At 71.7% G+C, this 17,660-nt stretch carries 15 protein-coding genes; 8 read left to right on the plus strand and 7 right to left on the minus strand.

Annotated elements, in window-relative coordinates; all coding sequences use genetic code 11:
- Positions 1-29: 29 nt before the first annotated feature.
- A complete protein-coding gene (locus tag OG917_RS28670) occupies positions 30-1,520 on the minus strand; it encodes a M1 family metallopeptidase (RefSeq protein ID WP_328321045.1) in 1,491 nt (496 codons plus the stop codon).
- A 221-nt stretch (positions 1,521-1,741) separates the two neighbouring features.
- Between OG917_RS28670 and OG917_RS28675 the strand changes: the two genes are divergently transcribed.
- Entirely contained in the window at positions 1,742-3,379 is a 1,638-nt protein-coding gene (locus tag OG917_RS28675) for an ABC-F family ATP-binding cassette domain-containing protein (RefSeq protein WP_328321047.1), read from the plus strand.
- A 96-nt stretch (positions 3,380-3,475) separates the two neighbouring features.
- Here the strand turns inward: OG917_RS28675 and OG917_RS28680 are convergent, their stop codons facing one another.
- Both OG917_RS28680 and OG917_RS28685 read right to left on the minus strand, forming a co-directional pair.
- Positions 3,476-5,890 (minus strand): Tex family protein, encoded by a 2,415-nt coding sequence (locus OG917_RS28680; protein ID WP_328321049.1) that lies wholly within the window; start codon positions 5,888-5,890, stop codon positions 3,476-3,478.
- A gap of 173 nt (positions 5,891-6,063) precedes the next feature.
- Complete coding sequence (locus OG917_RS28685; RefSeq protein ID WP_328321051.1) at positions 6,064-6,921, minus strand: SCO6745 family protein; 858 nt, start codon at positions 6,919-6,921, stop codon at positions 6,064-6,066.
- A gap of 104 nt (positions 6,922-7,025) precedes the next feature.
- On the opposite strand from OG917_RS28685, the gene OG917_RS28690 reads away from it, so the two are divergent.
- Positions 7,026-8,027 (plus strand): GlxA family transcriptional regulator, encoded by a 1,002-nt coding sequence (locus tag OG917_RS28690; RefSeq protein ID WP_328321053.1) that lies wholly within the window; start codon positions 7,026-7,028, stop codon positions 8,025-8,027.
- 11 nt (positions 8,028-8,038) lie between these two features.
- Complete coding sequence (locus tag OG917_RS28695) at positions 8,039-8,674, plus strand: DJ-1/PfpI family protein (protein ID WP_328321055.1); 636 nt, start codon at positions 8,039-8,041, stop codon at positions 8,672-8,674.
- On the opposite strand, the gene OG917_RS28700 is transcribed toward OG917_RS28695, so the two are convergent.
- Complete coding sequence (locus OG917_RS28700; protein WP_328321057.1) at positions 8,661-9,440, minus strand: enoyl-CoA hydratase/isomerase family protein; 780 nt, start codon at positions 9,438-9,440, stop codon at positions 8,661-8,663. The genes OG917_RS28695 and OG917_RS28700 overlap by 14 nt on opposite strands.
- Before the next feature lie 231 nt (positions 9,441-9,671).
- On the opposite strand from OG917_RS28700, the gene OG917_RS28705 reads away from it, so the two are divergent.
- Entirely contained in the window at positions 9,672-10,175 is a 504-nt protein-coding gene (locus OG917_RS28705; RefSeq protein ID WP_328322255.1) for an ATP-binding protein, read from the plus strand.
- On the opposite strand, the gene idi is transcribed toward OG917_RS28705, so the two are convergent.
- The 3 genes from idi to galE form a co-directional block, all read right to left on the minus strand.
- On the minus strand, positions 10,141-10,701 hold the full coding sequence (gene idi, locus OG917_RS28710; protein ID WP_328321059.1) for an isopentenyl-diphosphate Delta-isomerase: 561 nt from the start codon (positions 10,699-10,701) through the stop codon (positions 10,141-10,143). The genes OG917_RS28705 and idi overlap by 35 nt on opposite strands.
- A 270-nt stretch (positions 10,702-10,971) precedes the next feature.
- Positions 10,972-11,913, minus strand: coding sequence for a cation diffusion facilitator family transporter (locus OG917_RS28715; RefSeq protein ID WP_328321061.1), 942 nt, complete (start codon positions 11,911-11,913; stop codon positions 10,972-10,974).
- A 140-nt stretch (positions 11,914-12,053) separates the two neighbouring features.
- A complete protein-coding gene (gene galE, locus OG917_RS28720; protein ID WP_328321063.1) occupies positions 12,054-13,037 on the minus strand; it encodes a UDP-glucose 4-epimerase GalE in 984 nt (327 codons plus the stop codon).
- Between the two features lie 253 nt (positions 13,038-13,290).
- Here galE and OG917_RS28725 point away from each other — a divergent pair, with 253 nt between their 5' ends.
- From OG917_RS28725 to OG917_RS28740, 4 genes are read left to right on the plus strand one after another with little or no spacing between them, the layout of a single operon-like run.
- Positions 13,291-15,066, plus strand: a complete 1,776-nt coding sequence (locus tag OG917_RS28725; RefSeq protein ID WP_328322257.1) for a DUF5941 domain-containing protein — start codon at positions 13,291-13,293, stop codon at positions 15,064-15,066.
- Positions 15,063-15,815: a phosphocholine cytidylyltransferase family protein gene (locus OG917_RS28730; protein WP_328321064.1), complete on the plus strand. Its 753-nt coding sequence runs from the start codon at positions 15,063-15,065 to the stop codon at positions 15,813-15,815. Before OG917_RS28725 ends, OG917_RS28730 begins: the two co-directional genes overlap by 4 nt.
- Positions 15,803-16,864: an iron-containing alcohol dehydrogenase family protein gene (locus OG917_RS28735; RefSeq protein WP_328321066.1), complete on the plus strand. Its 1,062-nt coding sequence runs from the start codon at positions 15,803-15,805 to the stop codon at positions 16,862-16,864. The genes OG917_RS28730 and OG917_RS28735 overlap by 13 nt, the downstream gene beginning before the upstream one ends.
- Complete coding sequence (locus tag OG917_RS28740; protein WP_328321068.1) at positions 16,842-17,621, plus strand: CDP-alcohol phosphatidyltransferase family protein; 780 nt, start codon at positions 16,842-16,844, stop codon at positions 17,619-17,621. Before OG917_RS28735 ends, OG917_RS28740 begins: the two co-directional genes overlap by 23 nt.
- Positions 17,622-17,660 lie beyond the last annotated feature (39 nt).

Here is a 17,660-nt window from a genome sequence, read left to right on the forward strand (position 1 = left end):
GCGGGGCCGCGCGGCTTCCCGGCCGGAGGTCAGCGGTCGTGGACGGTGTGCGTCCGCTCGATCTGCCGCCAGGACTTCGGCGCCACGGGCCGGGTGTCCGAGTGCGTGATCCGCGCCTGCTGCGCCGCAGGAGCGGCGGGCCTGGCCGCGGTGAAGAGCCAGGTGTCGAAGAACGCGGCCAGCGGCTTCCCCGAGACCTGCTCGGCGTACGTCTCGAAGTCGGCCACCGACGCGTTGCCATAGGCGTGCTTGGCGGGCCACCCCTTGAGGATCTTGAAGAACGCGGTGTCACCGACCTTGTCGCGCAGCGCCTGGATGGCCAGCGCGCCCCGGTCGTAGACGGCGTCGTCGAACTGGTTCGCCGCGCCGGGGTCGCCCGGCTTCACCGTCCAGAACGCGTCGTCCGCCGGGTGGGAGGCGTACACGTAGTCGGCCAGCTGCTGTGCGGTGCCGTCGCCCTCGTGCTCCGACCAGAGCCACTCGGCGTAGGAGGCGAAGCCCTCGTTGATCCAGATGTCCTTCCAGCCCTTGAGGGACACGTCGTCGCCGTACCACTGGTGCGCCAGCTCATGGACGACCACCGGGACGTTGGCGCCGCTCGCGAACTGCTTGGGGCTGTAGAACGGCCGGGTCTGGGTCTCCAGCGCGTACCCGGTGGTGGTGTTCGGCACATAGCCGCCGAGCGCGCTGAAGGGGTAGGGCCCGAAGTACCCGCTCAGCCAGTCGGCGACCTCACCTGTCCGCTCCACACTGGCGCGCGCCGCACCGTCGTTGTTGCCCAGGTCCTTGCTGTACGCGTTGACGACCGGCACACCGGCCGCGGTGGTCCCGGTCGTGATGTCGAACCTGCCGACGGCGAGCGTGGTCAGGTACGTGGCCTGCGGCTTGTCGGAGCGCCAGTTGTACGTGGTCCGGCCGAGCTGCGAGCGCTGCGACTGGAGCACACCGTTGCTGATCGCCTGGGTGCCGTCGGGCACCGAGACCGAGACGTCGTACGTGGCCTTGTCGAGCGGGTGGTCATTGCTCGGGAACCACCACCACGCCGACTCGGGCTCGTCCGCGGCGACGGCGCCGTCGGGCGTGCGGTGCCAGGTGGAGAAGCCGTACGCCGACTTGGTCGACGGCACCCCGCTGTAGCGGACCACGATGGTGACGGCGGAGCCCTTGGCGAGGCCCCCGGCCGGGGTGACGACCAGCTCGTGCTGGCCCGATGTGGCGAAGGAGGCCTTGGCGCCGTTGACGCGCACCTCGCTCACATCCAGCAGGAAGTCCAGATCGAACCGGGAGAGATCCTGGGTCGCGGTGGCCAGGATGGTCGCCGTCCCGTCCAGCCGGTCGGTCGACGGCTGGTACTTCAGCTTGAGGTCGTAGTGCGAGACGTCGTAGCCGCCGTTGCCGTACGCCGGGTAGTACGAGTCGCCGATGCCCGGTGCCCCGGGCGTGAAGCCGGCCGCCGATGCCGGGATCGCCAGCAGGAGCGAGGCCGCGAGCACGCTCGGGACGATGAGTCTGCGGTGCACTGAAGCTCCAAGTCGTGGGGGTCGTCGTTGCGTTCGACCCTATTCAGCCCAACCGTCACTGGTCATGTCCACGGTCGCAGCTGTCACAGGATCGCCATTCGGCCGACATGGACCCTGCCGCACCGCCGCACCCCGCGGCGCCCGCCCCGCCGTACCGCCCGCCCCCGGTCCGCGGCCTGGTCCTGAGTGCGCGCCGCACCCCGATTAGGATCGGTTCCCTCATGACTGCAACCCTTGTCGCCAAAGACCTCGCCGCGGGCCACGGCGACCGCTCGCTCTTCTCCGGCCTCGACCTCGTCGTGGCGCCGGGGGACGTGATCGGTCTCGTCGGTGTGAACGGCGCGGGCAAATCGACCCTGCTGCGCCTCCTCGCCGGGCTCGACACCCCGGAGGATGGCGAGCTGAGGCTCTCACCGCCCACGGCCACCGTCGGTCACCTCCCGCAGGAGCCGGAACGCCGGGAGGACGAGACCGTGCGCGGCTTCCTCGCCCGCCGCACAGGCGTGGCCGCCGCCCAGAGCGCCATGGACGAGGCGACTCAGGGCCTGGTCGACGGGGTGGCGGGCGCGGACGACGCGTACTCCACCACGCTGGAGCGGTGGCTCGACCTCGGCGGGGCCGACCTGGACGAACGCGCCGGAGAAGTGGCCGCTTCACTGGGGCTGACCGTCGGGCTCGACCAGCCGATGACCTCGCTCTCCGGCGGCCAGGCCGCCCGGGCCGGACTCGCCTCGCTGCTGCTCTCGCGGTACGACGTGTTCCTGCTCGACGAGCCGACCAACGACCTCGACCTCGACGGCCTGGAGCGGCTGGAGCGCTTCGTGGGCGGACTGCGCGCCGGGACCGTCGTGATCAGTCACGACCGTGAGTTCCTGACCCGCACCGTCACCAAGGTCCTCGAACTCGACCTCGCCCAGCAGCAGATCACCCTGTACGGCGGCGGATACGCGGGATACCTGGAGGAGCGGGAGACCGCCCGCCGGCACGCCAGGGAGGAGTTCGACGAGTTCGCCGACAAGAAGGCGGCGCTCGAAGGACGGGCCCAGATGCAGCGCGGCTGGATGGACAAGGGCGTCAAGAACGCCCGCCGCAAGGCCACCGACAACGACAAGATCGGCCGGAAGTTCCGCAGTGAGGCGAGCGAGAAGCAGGCGGCCAAGGCCCGGCAGACACAGCGCATGATCGAGCGGCTCGACGTCGTGGACGAACCCCGCAAGGAGTGGGAGCTGCGCATGGAGATCGCCGCGGCTCCGCGCTCCGGCTCGGTCGTCGCCACCCTGCGGGACGCCACCGTCGTCCGCGGGGACTTCACCTTCGGCCCGGCGCACCTGCAGATCGACTGGGCGGACCGGGTGGCCATCACCGGAGCCAACGGGGCGGGCAAGTCCACCCTGCTGGGCGCGGTGCTGGGCCGTGTCCCGCTGGACTCGGGGCACGCGGCGCTCGGCCCCGGGGTCGTCGTCGGCGAGGTCGACCAGGCCCGCGGGCTCTTCTACGGTACGGAGACGCTGCTGGCCGCGTTCTGCGCGGCGGTCCCCGACACGGAGCCCGCCGAAGTCCGCACGCTGCTGGCCAAGTTCGGCCTGAAAGCGGCGCATGTCCTGCGGCCCGCGACCACCCTGTCGCCGGGCGAGCGGACCCGGGCCGCGCTGGCGCTCCTGCAGGGCCGGGGCGTCAATCTCCTGGTGCTCGACGAGCCCACGAACCATCTGGACCTGGAAGCCATCGAGCAGCTGGAGTCGGCGCTCGACTCGTACGAGGGGACCCTGCTGCTGGTCACCCACGACCGCCGGATGCTGGACGCCGTCCGTACGACGCGCCGCATCGAGGTGGCAGGCGGCAAGGTCACGGAAGTCTGAGTCGCGGCGGGCCCGCCCACCCGCGCCGGGCGGGCCACTGCGGGCCCGCCCGGCGTACGGGGCCTTCGCGCGGCGGAGCCGCGGAGCCCGGCCGGATCAGCCGCGCCCCGGGCCCCGGCCCTTGCCCTGGCCCGGGTCGGTGAGCCCGGCCCGCCGCAGGGCGTCCGCCATCGCGCTGTTGGCCGGCGCGGGGGCCGACGGGGTCCGGCCGCCGCCACCGCGCCGCTCACCACCGCCCTGCCGCTGCTGCGGAGGCCGACCGCCGCCCTGACCGCTCTGCGCCCGCCTGCTGCCCCGGTCCTGCCGCTCCCCGCCGCCCTGCCTGGCCCCGGCCTCGTCGTCGAGCCGCAGCGTCAGCGAGATCCGCTTGCGCGGGATGTCGACGTCCATCACCTTCACCTTGACGATGTCACCGGGCTTGACCACGTCACGCGGGTCCTTGACGAACGTCCTGGAGAGCGCGGACACATGCACCAGACCGTCCTGGTGGACCCCGATGTCCACGAACGCGCCGAAGGCGGCGACATTGGTGACCACACCCTCCAGGATCATTCCGGGCGCCAGATCGCCGAGCTTCTCGACACCCTCCTTGAAGGTGGCCGTCCGGAAGGCGGGACGCGGGTCACGGCCCGGCTTCTCCAGCTCCCGCAGGATGTCCGTCACCGTCGGCAGCCCGAACGTGTCGTTCACGAACTCCGCGGGATCCAGCGAGCGCAGCAGCGCCGCGTTCCCGACGAGCGAGCCGCCACCCGCCTTCCTGGCCATCGTCCGCACCACCGGATACGCCTCCGGGTGCACGCTCGACGCGTCCAGCGGGTCGTCGCCGTCCCGGATACGGAGGAACCCCGCGCACTGCTCGTACGCCTTCGGGCCCAGCCGCGCCACGTCCTTGAGCGCCTTGCGCGACCGGAACGGGCCGTTGGTGTCACGGTGCGCCACGATGTTCTCGGCGAGCCCCGAACCGATACCGGAGACCCGGGAGAGCAGCGGCGCCGACGCGGTGTTGACGTCCACCCCGACACCGTTCACACAGTCCTCGACGACCGCGTCGAGGGAGCGGGAGAGCTTCACCTCGGAGAGGTCGTGCTGGTACTGCCCGACCCCGATCGACTTGGGGTCGATCTTGACGAGTTCGGCGAGCGGGTCCTGGAGCCTGCGGGCGATCGACACCGCGCCCCGGAGCGTCACATCCATGTCCGGCAGCTCCTGCGAGGCGAACGCGGACGCCGAGTAGACCGAAGCCCCGGCCTCGGAGACCATCACCTTCGTCAGATTCAGCTCGGGGTGCTTCGCGCACAGTTCACCGGCGAGCTTGTCCGTCTCGCGCGACGCGGTGCCGTTGCCGATCGCGATCAGGTCGACCGCGTGCGCCTTCGCCAGCCCGGCCAGCTTGGCCAGCGCCTCGTCCCAGCGGTTCGCGGGGACATGCGGGTGGATCACATCGGTGGCCACGACCTTGCCGGTCGCGTCCACGACGGCGACCTTCACGCCCGTACGGAATCCGGGGTCGAGACCGAGCGTGGCACGGGTCCCGGCGGGCGCGGCCAGTAGCAGGTCGCGCAGGTTGGAAGCGAAGACCTTGACCGCGTCGTCCTCGGCGGCCGTCCGCAGCCGCAGCCGCAGGTCGATCCCCAGATGGACCAGGACACGGGTGCGCCAGGACCAGCGGACCGTCTCGGCAAGCCACTTGTCGCCCGGCCTGCCGCGGTCGGACACCCCGAAGCGCCGGGCGATCATCGACTCGTAGGCCGAGGGCCCTGCGGTGTCCGACGGCTCCTCCGGCTCCAGCACCAGATCGAGTACGTCCTCCTTCTCGCCCCGCAGCATCGCCAGCACCCGGTGCGAGGGCAGCGCGCTGAACGCCTCCGCGAACTCGAAGTAGTCGGCGAACTTGGCGCCCTGCTCCTCCTTGCCGGCCCGCACCTTCGCCGTCAGCCGCCCGCGCGTCCACATGCGCTCACGCAGCTCACCGATGAGGTCGGCGTCCTCGCCGAACCGCTCGGCGAGGATGGCGCGTGCGCCGTCCAGCGCCGCGGCCGGGTCGGCGACGCCCCTGGCCGGGTCGGCGAACGCCGCCGCGCTGGCGAGCGGGTCCACCGAGGGGTCGGCCAGCAGGCCGTCGGCGAGCGGGCCGAGACCGGCCTCCCGCGCGATCTGCGCCTTGGTGCGGCGCTTCGGCTTGAAGGGCAGGTAGATGTCCTCAAGCCGGGCCTTCGTCCCGGCGGCGCGGATCTGCGCCTCCAGAGTCGCATCGAGCTTGCCCTGTTCGCGCACGGACTCCAGAACGGCCGTCCGCCGCTCCTCCAGCTCCCGCAGATAGCGCAGGCGCTCCTCCAGGGTGCGCAGCTGGGCGTCGTCGAGCATCTCGGTCGCTTCCTTGCGGTAGCGCGCGATGAACGGCACGGTCGAGCCGCCGTCGAGCAGCTCGACAGCGGCCTTCACCTGCCGCTCCCTGACGCCGAGCTCCTCCGCGATCCTGCTTTCGATGGAACCTGGGGTGGTCGTGGTCACGATCCCGTACCGCCTTCTCGCTGAGCTTGCCGCATTCCTCCGGAGCACCCTCCGGACCCCGCAGGGCGGACGGTCCGCCGGTGGGGGCCGGGCCGTCGCCGTGCGGGGAAACAGTGCATCAGCATTGTGGCAGGCGGCGCGGGCAGAGCGGGGATCACGCCCCGCCCGCCGGCTCAGCCGCCGAGGCTGGCGGGGAAGGCGCCCGCGGCGGCCGCGGTGGCGAGGAAGCCGCGCGCCAGCTCGGTGAGGCGCTCCACGCCCTCGGCGCCCAGGTGCTCGTACGGGGCGATGTCGAGGCGGTCGGTGTCCGACTCCACGTCCTGGCGCAGCTGCGTCCCCGCGTCGGTGAGTCCGCCGTCCGCGTCCAGCAGCCCGCGCCCGCGCAGCCGCTCGGCGGCGGCGTCCCAGTCGGTCCTGTGCCACCCGCGCGTGGCGAGGATCCAGCGCGGCGCCATGCCCTTGCCGGTCGCGGTGTGGCTCACCAGCGCCTCCAGCGGGTCGAGTCCGGCGGAGAGCAGCACGGCGAGGTGGCCGTCGCCCCGGTGCTCGCGCAGCAGCGTCGCCGCGTGCCAGAGGGCGAGGTGCGGCTGCCCGGGGACCGGCAGGTCGGCGTGGGCCGCGTACAGCGGCCGGGCGTGGCGGGTGCAGGCCTCCGCGGCGCGCAGCGCGAGGCGCGCGGCCTCGGCCATCTCGTCCGAGGCCAGCGCGTCCTCGCCGAGCAGCCGCCGCAGTGTCGAGTCGGCGGCGCGCAGCCGGGCGTCGAGCACGGTCTGCGGCGAGGCCGCCTCCCACACCGCGGGGACGTGGCGGGCGATCAGCTCGGGGCTGAAGTTGTAGAACGTGGCGGCGATGGTGCCCGGGCCCACGGCTCCCATGGCCGCGCCGCGCCCGGCGAAGTAGGCGGCGCCCGCGTCCTTGATGCCCACCCCGGCGAGCTCCTCGGTGAAGTCGGGGGAGAAGTAGAGCGTCGAGTGCAGCGGGTTGACGGAGTTGTGGCAGCGACGGCCGGCACGCGGCTGGAGCGAAGTCATGGCCCGAAGGTTACCGACTGGTCGGTACGGGAGGAAAGGGATGGCAGGAAAGGTGGGATATTCGTCATTGCGGCCACCGCCGCCCGCCGCCCATGATGAGCGGTATGCCGCAGAGATCGTTACTGATCGTCGTCTTCGACGGACTGCAGAGCCTCGACGTGACCGGCCCCCTGGAGGTGTTCGCGGGCGCCTGCCGGATCGACCCGGATGCCTACACCCTGCGCACGGCCTCGCTCGACGGCTCCGCGGTGCGTACGTCGAGCGGCCTCACCCTCGTACCGGACGGCGCGCTTGCCGATGCCGGGGACCCGCATACCCTCCTGGTGCCCGGCGGCCAGGGCACCCGTGAGCCCGACCCCCGGCTGACCGGCTGGCTGCGTGAGCACGCCCCGCGCGCCGAACGCATCGTCTCGGTGTGCAGCGGTGCGCTGCTGCTCGCCGGGGCCGGCCTGCTGGACGGCCACCGGGCCACCACGCACTGGTCGGTCTGCGACCATCTGGCGCGCACCTACCCGGCCGTGGAGGTCGACCCCGAGCCGATCTTCGTGCGGGACGGGAAGCTCGCCACCTCCGCGGGAGTCACGGCGGGCATCGATCTGGCACTCGCCCTGGTCGAGGAGGATCTGGGCCGGGACATCGCGCTCACCATCGCCCGCCATCTCGTCGTCTTCCTCCGGCGCCCGGGAAACCAGGCCCAGTTCAGCGTCCAGCTCGCCGCCCAGACCGCCCGGCGCGACCCGCTGCGCGATGTCCAGCAGTGGATCAGCGAGCACCCGGGCGGCGACCTGTCGGTCGAAAACCTCGCGGACCGTGCCCGCCTGTCGCCCCGCCACTTCGCCCGCGCCTTCCGCGCCGAGACCGGCACCACGCCGGGCCGCTACGTCGAACGCGTCCGGCTGGAACACGCCAGACGGCTCCTTGAGGACACCGCGGACCCGGTCGCGGCGATCTCCCGCACCTGCGGCTACGGCACACCGGAGGCCATGCGCCGCGCCTTCCTGAAGGCGCTGGCCACGGCCCCGGCCGAGTACCGACGCCGCTTCCACGCACCGACCGCCCCGCGTTCGGCGACCCCGTCGGCCGCCTCCCCGCCGCAACCCCTCTGAAAGGCATCCCCGTGCAGATCGTGATTGTCCTCTTCGACCGCTTCACCGCGCTGGACGCGGTCGGCCCGTACGAAATGCTCTCCCACATCCCGGGCGCCGAGACCGTCTTCGCCGCCGAGCACACCGGACCGGTACGCAACGACAGCGGGAGCCTCGCCCTGGTCGCGGACCGGACGCTCGACGAGGTGCCGCGCCCCGACATCGTCGTGGTGCCCGGCGGTCCGGGACAGACGGCCCAGATGGAGAACGAGACCCTGCTCGGCTGGCTGCGCGCGGCCGACGCGGCCAGCACCTGGACCACTTCCGTCTGTACCGGATCGCTGCTGCTGGCAGCGGCGGGCCTGCTCAGGGGCCGCCGGGCCACGTCCCACTGGCTCGCGCTGGACGGCCTGACCGAGTACGGCGCAGAACCGACAGGTGAACGGGTCGTCACCGACGGCAAGTTCATCACCGCGGCCGGAGTCTCGTCCGGCATCGACATGGGGCTCACCCTGGTCGGCCGGGTCGCGGGGGACCGGCATGCGCAGGCGGTCCAGCTGGGCGCCGAGTACGACCCGCAGCCGCCGTACGACGCGGGGTCGCCGCAGAAGGCCCCGGCCGATCTGGTCGCGGAGCTGCGCGGGCGGAGCCGCTTTATCCTCCGGTAGCGCCCCGCGGGACGGCGCCGGGACGCGGGGTCCAGGTGAACCGGGGCTCCCGGCGCTCCAGGAAAGCCGCGACCCCCTCCGCAGGGTCGCCGGAGTCCCGCGCCACCGCCCGCCAGTACGCGCCCCGGTCGTCCCGGCCCGCGGCGAATTCCTTGGCCGCCGTCTGCGTCAGCTGCGAGCGGGACACCAGTACCCGGCTGAACTCCGCGACCCGCGGGCCGAGCATGTCCACGGGCAGTACCTCGTCCAGCAGACCGGTCCGCAGCGCGTGATCCGTACCGATCAATTCGGCCGAGAACAACAGGTACTTGGCGGTCGCAGGACCCACCAGGGAGACCAGCCGTGCGGTGGACGCCGCCGGATAGACGATGCCGAGCTTCGCCGGAGTCACTCCGAAGAGGGACCCCTCCTCGGCGAACCTCAGGTCGCAGGCGGCCGCCAGCTGGCAGCCGCCGCCCACGCAGTGGCCGCGCACGGCGGCGAGAGTCGGTTTGGGGAAGGCCGCGAGCGCCTCCTCGGCCCGGACGGCGAGCAGCTGGGGATCTTCTCCGGGGTCCCGCAGTGTCGATATGTCGGCGCCGGCGCAGAAGGTGTTCCCGGCGCCCGTCAGGACCAGTACCCGGACACCGGCGTCGGCCGCCAGCCGGTCGAGGAGCACCGGCAGGGACCGCCACATGGCCGCTGTCATGGCATTGCGCTTGGCGGTGTGGCTGATCACGACGGTGGCGACCCCATCGGCGACGCTGTGCTGCAGCTGCGGCTCCATGGCCGGGATGTTATCGGGGCGGCCCGGAACGTGATCGACAAGGGGGCGCAAGGCCGGTCTCGTCAAACTGCCATTGGAGAGCAGAATGAGACAGGCTTTTAACAGAGGCGGTCGCATTTCATCGAATAGCGCCGATTAGTGCTGACTTCTGTTCAGCTGCTCGGTACGGACCAGCTCATTCCCAACACTCATTGCGTGGTCACCATCGAGCGCGAGGGCGGGAGCCGGGATATGGAGAGCCGCGGGAGCAACAGCCCGCCCGACCCGGCGGTGGCCGACTCCCTGCCCTACGAAGGTGTCTGGCGGTTCACTGCCCCGTCGGTCGACGTCTCCGTACCGCAGGCCCGGCACGCCGTACGGGACCTGCTGGCGCGTCAGCAGGTCCCGGTCGGCGGCGACACGGTGCAGGGACTGCTGCTGATCGTCTCCGAGCTCGTCACCAACGCCGTACGCCATGCCGCGCTGCTCTCCCCCGAGGTGGCGGTGGAGGTCGCCGTCGGCGCTTCCTGGATCAGGGTGTCCGTCGAGGACAACCACCCCTACCGCCCGCGGGCGCTGGACGCGGACCAGGGGCAGACAGGAGGGCGCGGGCTGATGCTCGTACGGGAGATCACCGCGGAGGCGGGCGGGACCTGCGGTGTCGAACAGACGGCGAGCGGCGGCAAGGTCATCTGGTCCGCACTGCCGCTCGCCCCCACGGTCACCAGCCCCCGTTCGGCCCCGTCAGCTCTCTGACCGCCGGGCGCGCGGCGTCGAGCACCGTCATGAACCAGGAGGAGAACGGCGCGGAGGAGTGCCGCTCGGCCAGTTCGCCGGCGGTGACGAACGCCGTGTCGTCCACCTCGTCCGGGTCCGGCCGCAGGTCCGCCTGGGCAAGTCCGACGAACAGATGGTTGAACTCCTGCTCCACCAGGCCCGAGTCGGGGTCCGGGTGGTTGTATCGCACCGTGCCGGCCTCGGCGAGCAGCGTCGGCGAGACGCCCAGCTCCTCGTAGGTGCGGCGGGCCGCGGCCGCGAAGGGGGATTCACCCGGATACGGGTGTCCGCAGCAGGTGTTGGACCACACGCCGGGGGAGTGGTACTTGCCGAGCGCCCGACGCTGGATCAGCAGCCGCCCCGCCCCGTCGAAGAGGAACACCGAGAAGGCCCGGTGCAGCTGGCCGGGGGCCTGATGCGCGGCGAGCTTCTCCGCCGTTCCGATGGTCCTGCCGCTCTCATCGACCAGTTCGAGCATGATCGCTTCTGCTGCGCCGTTCGACATAACCATCCTTCGTATCGGGCGTCACCGGCTCCTCAGTCTGCCGTACAAAAGCGGCTTGTCCGCACTTCGGAGCGCAGGACGTGTCGGTGCCGGCGCCACACTGCATGGCAGGGGCACCGACCGGAATATCAGAATTCTGTGTTCCCCGGGAAACCGGCCCCGTCCGCGGGGCGCAGAACATATGCTGCGGAGTTACTCGTCCCGGTTGTATCAGGGTGTATCCGGGCCACCCGTGCACCCCGGACACGGCAACGCGCGGTCCGCGGGGGCTCAGTGGCAGAGCTTCGCCTCGTGTTCCGCGTGACCGCCCGGCTCCAGCTGGAAGGTGCAGTGCGCGACGTCGAAGTGGTCGCCGAGACAGCCCTGCAGATCGTGGAGCATCTTCTCGTGTCCGGTCGCGTCCAGCGTGCCGGGGCTGACGACCACGTGCGCGGAGAGGACAGGCATCCCCGAAGTGATGGTCCACGCATGCAGATCGTGGACGTCCTCGACTCCGGGAAGGCCCAGGATGTGCGTCCTGACCTCGCCCATGTCGACGTTCTTCGGGGCCGCTTCGAGCAGGACGTCGAGTGTCTCGCGCAACAGCTTGACCGTCCGCGGGACGATCATGAGGCCGATGACGATCGAGGCCACCGGGTCGGCCGCCTGCCAGCCGGTGGTCAGGATCAGGGCCGCCGAGATCAGCACGGCGACCGAGCCGAGCGCGTCTGCCAGTACCTCCAGATACGCCCCTCGGACATTGATGCTCTCCTGCTGTCCCCGGACCAGGACGGAGAGCGAGATCATGTTGGCGGCCAGCCCGATGAGGCCGAAGACGATGGTCAGGCCGCCCGCGGTGTCGGCGGGCGTGATGAACCGCTGGATCGCCTCGTACAGCACGTAACCGCCCACGCCCAGCAGCAGAAGGCAGTTGGCGAGCGCCGCCAGGATCTCCGCCCTGGCGTAGCCGAAGGTGCGGTTCTCGCCGGCCGGCCGGTTGGCGAAGTGGATCGCCAGCAGGGCCAGAGCCAGCCCCAGCGCGTCCGTGGCCATGTGCGTGGCGTCCGCGAGCAGGGCCAGTGAGTCGGCCAGCAGGCCGCCGGCGATCTCCACGGCCATCACGGTCAGCGTGATGCAGAGCGCGATCCGCAGCCGCACCCGGTGAGCGGCGCCCGCGGTCCCGGTCGGCGGTGGCCCGCCGTGCGCGTGCCCGTGGTCGTGCCCTGCCCCCATGAGAGCGCCTCCCGATCGTGAGCGTGCCGGTCCGAGAGGTCAGCGACTACGGGCGGGGGTATCGGGCAACACGAGACCGAACACCATTGTCACCTACGCTGACCTGCAGAAATAATGGCAGGTCAACGCGGGGCGCGAGATCATTTGCGGCGCGCGCCGGGGTGTCGCAGGCACCAGCCGGCCCACGCCGACTCGACCATGTCGCGGACTCCGCGCGAGGCCTTCCAGCCGAGCTCCCTGGCGATCAGCTCGCCCGACGCGACGGCCTTCGCCGCGTCGCCGGGACGGCGCGGCTCGACCACGGGCGTCATCGGCAGCCCGGTGACCGAGGCCACGAGGTCCGCCAGCTCGCGTACCGACACGCCCGCTCCGCGGCCGACGTTGACCGTGAGGTCCCCCGTACCGCCCTCCGCGGACAGCTTGCGGACCACCGCGAGGTGGGCGTCGGCGAGATCCGAGACATGGATGTAGTCACGGATGCAGGTGCCGTCGGGTGTGGCGTAGTCGTCACCGAAGATCCGCGGGTCGTCGCCGCGGGTCAGCCGGTCGAAGAACATCGGGATGACGTTGAAGACCCCGGTGTCGGCCAGCTCGGGCGCGGCCGCACCCGCCACATTGAAGTAACGCAGGCAGGCGGTGGAGAGCCCGTGGGCCCGGCCCGCCGCCCGTACCAGCCACTCACCGGCCAGCTTCGTCTCGCCGTACGGATTGATCGGGGCGCACGGGGTCGACTCGGTGATCAGCTCCGCGTCGGGGACGCCGTAGACGGCGGCCGACGAGGAGAACAGGAAGCGCCGCACCCCGGCGGCGACCACGGCCTCCAGGACCACGGTCAGGCCGTGCACGTTGTCCCGGTAGTAGCCCAGCGGTTGTGCGACGGACTCCCCGACCTGCTTCCGGCCCGCGAGGTGCACCACACCGGTGACCTCGTGGCCGGCCAGCGTCGCGTCGAGGAGCCCGCGGTCCAGCACCGAGCCGCGCACCAGCCCGACCCCGGCCGGCAGGCGCTCGGCGATCCCGCTCGACAGGTCGTCGAGGACGACCACGCGCTCCCCGGCCTCCACCATCGCCCGCGCCACATGCGCCCCGATGTAACCCGCCCCGCCTGTGATCAGCCAACTCATACCGGCCACCCTATCGACACCACCGGCGGCCTCCCCGGCCTGCGGACCCGGCCGCGGTTTGTGGGGCGAGGCATCGATCGATCATGATGACCGCGGCAGGTGGCGCGGGGTCATGCCCGGCCGGATCGGGACGTAAACAGCCCGTGAACTCCTGCTTCGGTCCATCCGATAGCCTCTGCCGACATGCCGCCCGCCCCTGCCGGGAACGGGCCGTCTCCGCGTGTGTCACGCCAGCTCCAAGGAGTGAGTTCGTCTGTCGACCGCCATCCTCGCCGGTGTGCCGGTACCCGGATCGTCGCTGGAGGGCGATCTGAGGTCGCTGGGCTTCGACGTACGCACCGCAGCCGACGCGGCCGAGACCGCGAAGCTGCTCACCGCCGCACCCGCCGACGAGCGCGTGGCGGTGGTCGACACCCGCTTCGTCGGTCACCTGCACTCGCTCCGCCTGGCGCTGACCGACCCCCGCTTCGCGGCGGCGGCCATCCCCGGCGCGCTCACCGTCCAGCCCGAGGCCCGCCCGGCCCTCGACCGCGTACGGGCGGATGCCGGGCCGGGGCCCGACGCCCTGGCCGCGGCGCTGGCCGGAGCCGGGACCCCCGTGCACCGGCCCGAGCTGGGCACCCTGGTCGCCGAGATCCCGCACGACCCGCAGAGCCGCCACGAGGCCAGGGCCGCCGTCGCCGCCGTCGACGACGAGGCCGTCCGCCTCCGTACGGCCGTGAAGTCCCGCGACGGCTTCTTCACGACGTACTGCATCAGCCCCTACTCGCGGTACATCGCCCGCTGGTGCGCCCGCCACGGACTGACCCCGAACCAGGTCACCACCGCCTCGCTGATCACCGCGCTCATAGCGGCGGCCTGCGCGGCGACCGGTACCCGCGGCGGCTATGTCGCGGCGGGTGTCCTGCTGCTCTGCTCCTTCGTGCTCGACTGCACGGACGGCCAGCTCGCCCGCTACTCGCTCCAGTACTCGACCCTCGGCGCCTGGCTCGACGCGACCTTCGACCGGGCCAAGGAGTACGCCTACTACGCGGGGCTGGCCCTGGGCGCGGCCCGCAACGGCGACGACATCTGGGTGCTGGCCCTGGGCGCGATGGTCCTCCAGACCTGCCGCCATGTAGTGGACTTCTCGTTCAACGAGGCCAATCACGACGCGACCGGCAACAACAGCCCCACCGCCGCCCTCTCCGACAAGCTCGACAGCGTCGGCTGGACGGTGTGGGTGCGCCGCATGATCGTGCTCCCGATCGGTGAGCGCTGGGCGATGATCGCCGTCCTCACCGCGGTGACCACCCCGCGGATCGTCTTCTACGCGCTCCTCGTCGGCTGCGCCCTCGCCGCCTGCTACACCACGGCCGGCCGGGTCCTGCGCTCGCTGACCCGCCGGGCCACCCGCACCGACCGCGCGGCGCAGGCACTGGCCGACCTCGCCGACTCCGGGCCGCTCGCCCAGCTCGTCGCCCGGTTCCTCAGGGGACCGCGCGGTGCGCTGCCGGTGATCGCGTTCCTGGGCGGAGCGCTCGTGGTGGCCGCGTCGGTCTTCGCGCCCGTCGGCAGCTGGTGGCCCGCCGCGGCCGCCGCCGTGTACTGCGTACTCTCCGGTGTGGCCGTCTCCCGCCCCCTCAAGGGCGCGCTCGACTGGCTGGTGCCCCCGGTCTTCCGGGCGGCGGAGTACGTCACGGTCCTCGCGCTCGCGGCCCGCTCCGACGTCCACGAGGCGCTGCCCGCGGCCTTCGGTCTGGTCGCGGCCGTCGCCTACCATCACTACGACACGGTGTACCGCATCAAGGGCGGCACCGGCGCGCCCCCCCGGTGGCTGGTGCGTACGATCGGCGGCCACGACGGCCGGACGCTCGTGGTGGCCGTGCTCGCCGCCGTACTGACGGCAGGGCACACCACAGGCAACGGCTTCGCTGTCGCGCTCACGGTGCTCGCCGTGGCCGTGGCGATCGTGGTGCTCGCGGAGAGCATCCGCTTCTGGGTGTCCGCCGGAGCACCCGCTGTACATGACGAAGGAGAACCCGCATGATCGGCCTCGTACTGGCGGCCGGCGCAGGCAGGCGTCTGCGCCCCTACACCGACACGCTGCCCAAGGCCCTCGTGCCCGTCGGCCCCGAGGGGGAGGGCGAGCCGACGACCGTTCTCGACATCGCGCTGAGCAACTTCGCCGAGGTCGGACTCACCGAGGTCGCCGTCGTGGTCGGCTACCGCAAGGAAGCCGTTTACGCGCGCCGGGCGGAGTTCGAGGCCAGGTACGGCGTCACGATCACGCTGATCGACAACGACAAGGCCGAGGAGTGGAACAACGCGTACTCCCTCTGGTGCGCCCGTGACGTGCTCAAGCAGGGCGTGATCCTCGCCAACGGAGACACCGTGCACCCCGTCTCGGTGGAGAGGACGCTGCTCGCCGCGCGCGGCGACGGCAGGCGGATCGTGCTCGCCCTCGACACGGTGAAGCACCTCGCCGACGAGGAGATGAAGGTCATCACGGACGGCTCCGACGCCGTGACCCGGATCACCAAGCTGATGGACCCGGCGACTGCCACCGGCGAGTACATCGGCGTCACCCTCATCGAGCCCGAGGCGGCCGGGGAGCTGGCGGACGCGCTCAAGGTGACCTTCGAGCGGGACCCGGACCTCTACTACGAGGACGGCTACCAGGAGCTGGTGAACCGCGGCTTCCGTATCGACGTGGCCCCGATCGGCGACGTCGCCTGGGTGGAGATCGACAACCACGACGACCTCGCGAAGGGCCGTGGCATCGCGTGCCAGTACTGACGAGGCTCATCCCGTCCCCGGTCGTCGTCGACATCGGCAGCGGCGCCCTCGACGGCTTGGCGGGCCTCCTCGCCGATCAGCGGATCTCGGCCTCCGGCAAGCTGGCCCTGGCCGTCAGCGCGGGCTCGGGCCAGGCACTGCGCGAGCGGCTCGCGCCGGTGCTGCCCGGGGCGGACTGGTACTCGGTGGCGGGGGGCACCCTCGACGCCGCCGTACAGCTCGCCGACGACATCAAGGGCAAGCGGTACGACGCCGTGGTCGGCCTCGGCGGCGGCAAGATCATCGACGTGGCGAAGTACGCGGCCGCGCGGGTGGGCCTGCCGATGGTCGCCGTCGCGACGAACCTCTCGCACGACGGCCTCTGCTCGCCGGTCTCGACGCTGGACAACGACAACGGCCGCGGCTCCTACGGGGTCCCGACCCCGATCGCCATGGTCATCGACCTCGACGTGATCCGTGAGGCGCCGTCCCGTTTCGTCCGCTCCGGCATCGGCGACGCGATCTCCAACATCTCGGCCATCGCCGACTGGGAGCTCTCGCACAAGGTCACCGGCGAGGCCGTCGACGGACTGGCCGCGGCCATGGCCCGTACGGCAGGCGAAGCCGTACTGCGCCATCCCGGCACAGTCGGCGACGACGAGTTCCTCACGGTGCTCGCCGAAGGTCTCGTCCTCTCCGGCATCGCGATGTCGATCAGCGGCGACACCAGGCCCTCGTCCGGCGCCTGCCACGAGATCTGCCACGCCTTCGACCTGCTCTTCCCCCAGCGCGCCGGCAGCCACGGCGAGCAGGTCGGTCTCGGCGCGGCCTTCGCGATGCATCTGCGCGGCGCGGCCGACGAGGCCGGGCTCTTCGCGGACGTCCTGCGCAGGCACGGCCTGCCCGTCCTGCCCGGGGAGCTGGGCTTCGGCGTGGACGAGTTCGTCCAGGCCGTCGAGTACGCCCCGCAGACGCGCCCCGGGCGCTTCACGATCCTCGAACACCTCAACCTGTCCGCAGACCAGATCAAGGACGCTTACGCCGACTATGCAAAAGCCATCGGTAGCTGAACTCCGCCCGGTCGTCCACCCTCCGGGCGTCAAGGACCGGCGGAGTGGCGAGCACTGGGGCGGCCGGCTCTACATGCGCGAGGTATCGCTGCGCATCGACCGGCACCTCGTGAACACGCGGATCACGCCCAACCAGCTGACCTACGTGATGACCGTTGCCGCCGCCTTCGCCGCCCCTGCCCTCCTCGTACCGGGGATCTGGGGCGCGGTGCTCGGTGTGCTGATGGCTCAGCTCTATCTGCTTCTCGACTGCGTCGACGGTGAGGTCGCGCGCTGGAAGAAGCAGTACTCGATGGTCGGCGTCTACGTGGACCGGGTGGCCGCCTATGTGCTCGACGCCGCGGTCCTCGTCGGCTTCGGCCTGCGTGCGGCCGACATCTGGGGCTCCGGGCGGATCGACTGGCTGTGGGCCTTCCTCGGCACCCTCGCCGCCCTCGGCGCCGTCATGATCAAGTCCGAGACCGACCTGGTCGGCGTCGCCCGTCACCAGCAGGGACTGCCGCCGGTGAAGGAGACGGCGTCCGAGCCGCGCTCCTCCGGCATGGCGCTGGCCCGCAGGGCGGCCGGGGCGCTCAGGTTCCACCGGCTCGTGCTCGGCATCGAGGCGTCCCTGCTGGTCCTGGTCCTGGCGATAGCGGACCAGATCAGGGGCGACCTGTTCTTCTCCCGGCTCGGCGTCGCCGTACTGGCCGGCATCGCGCTCCTGCAGAGCGTGCTCCATCTCGTGTCCATCCTCGCCTCCAGCAGGCTCAAGTGACGGCCGGCGCGGTGGGCGGCTCCCTCACGGTCGGCGCGG

Source organism: Streptomyces sp. NBC_00388, from assembly GCF_036061255.1.
Taxonomy (GTDB): Bacteria; Actinomycetota; Actinomycetes; order Streptomycetales; family Streptomycetaceae; genus Streptomyces.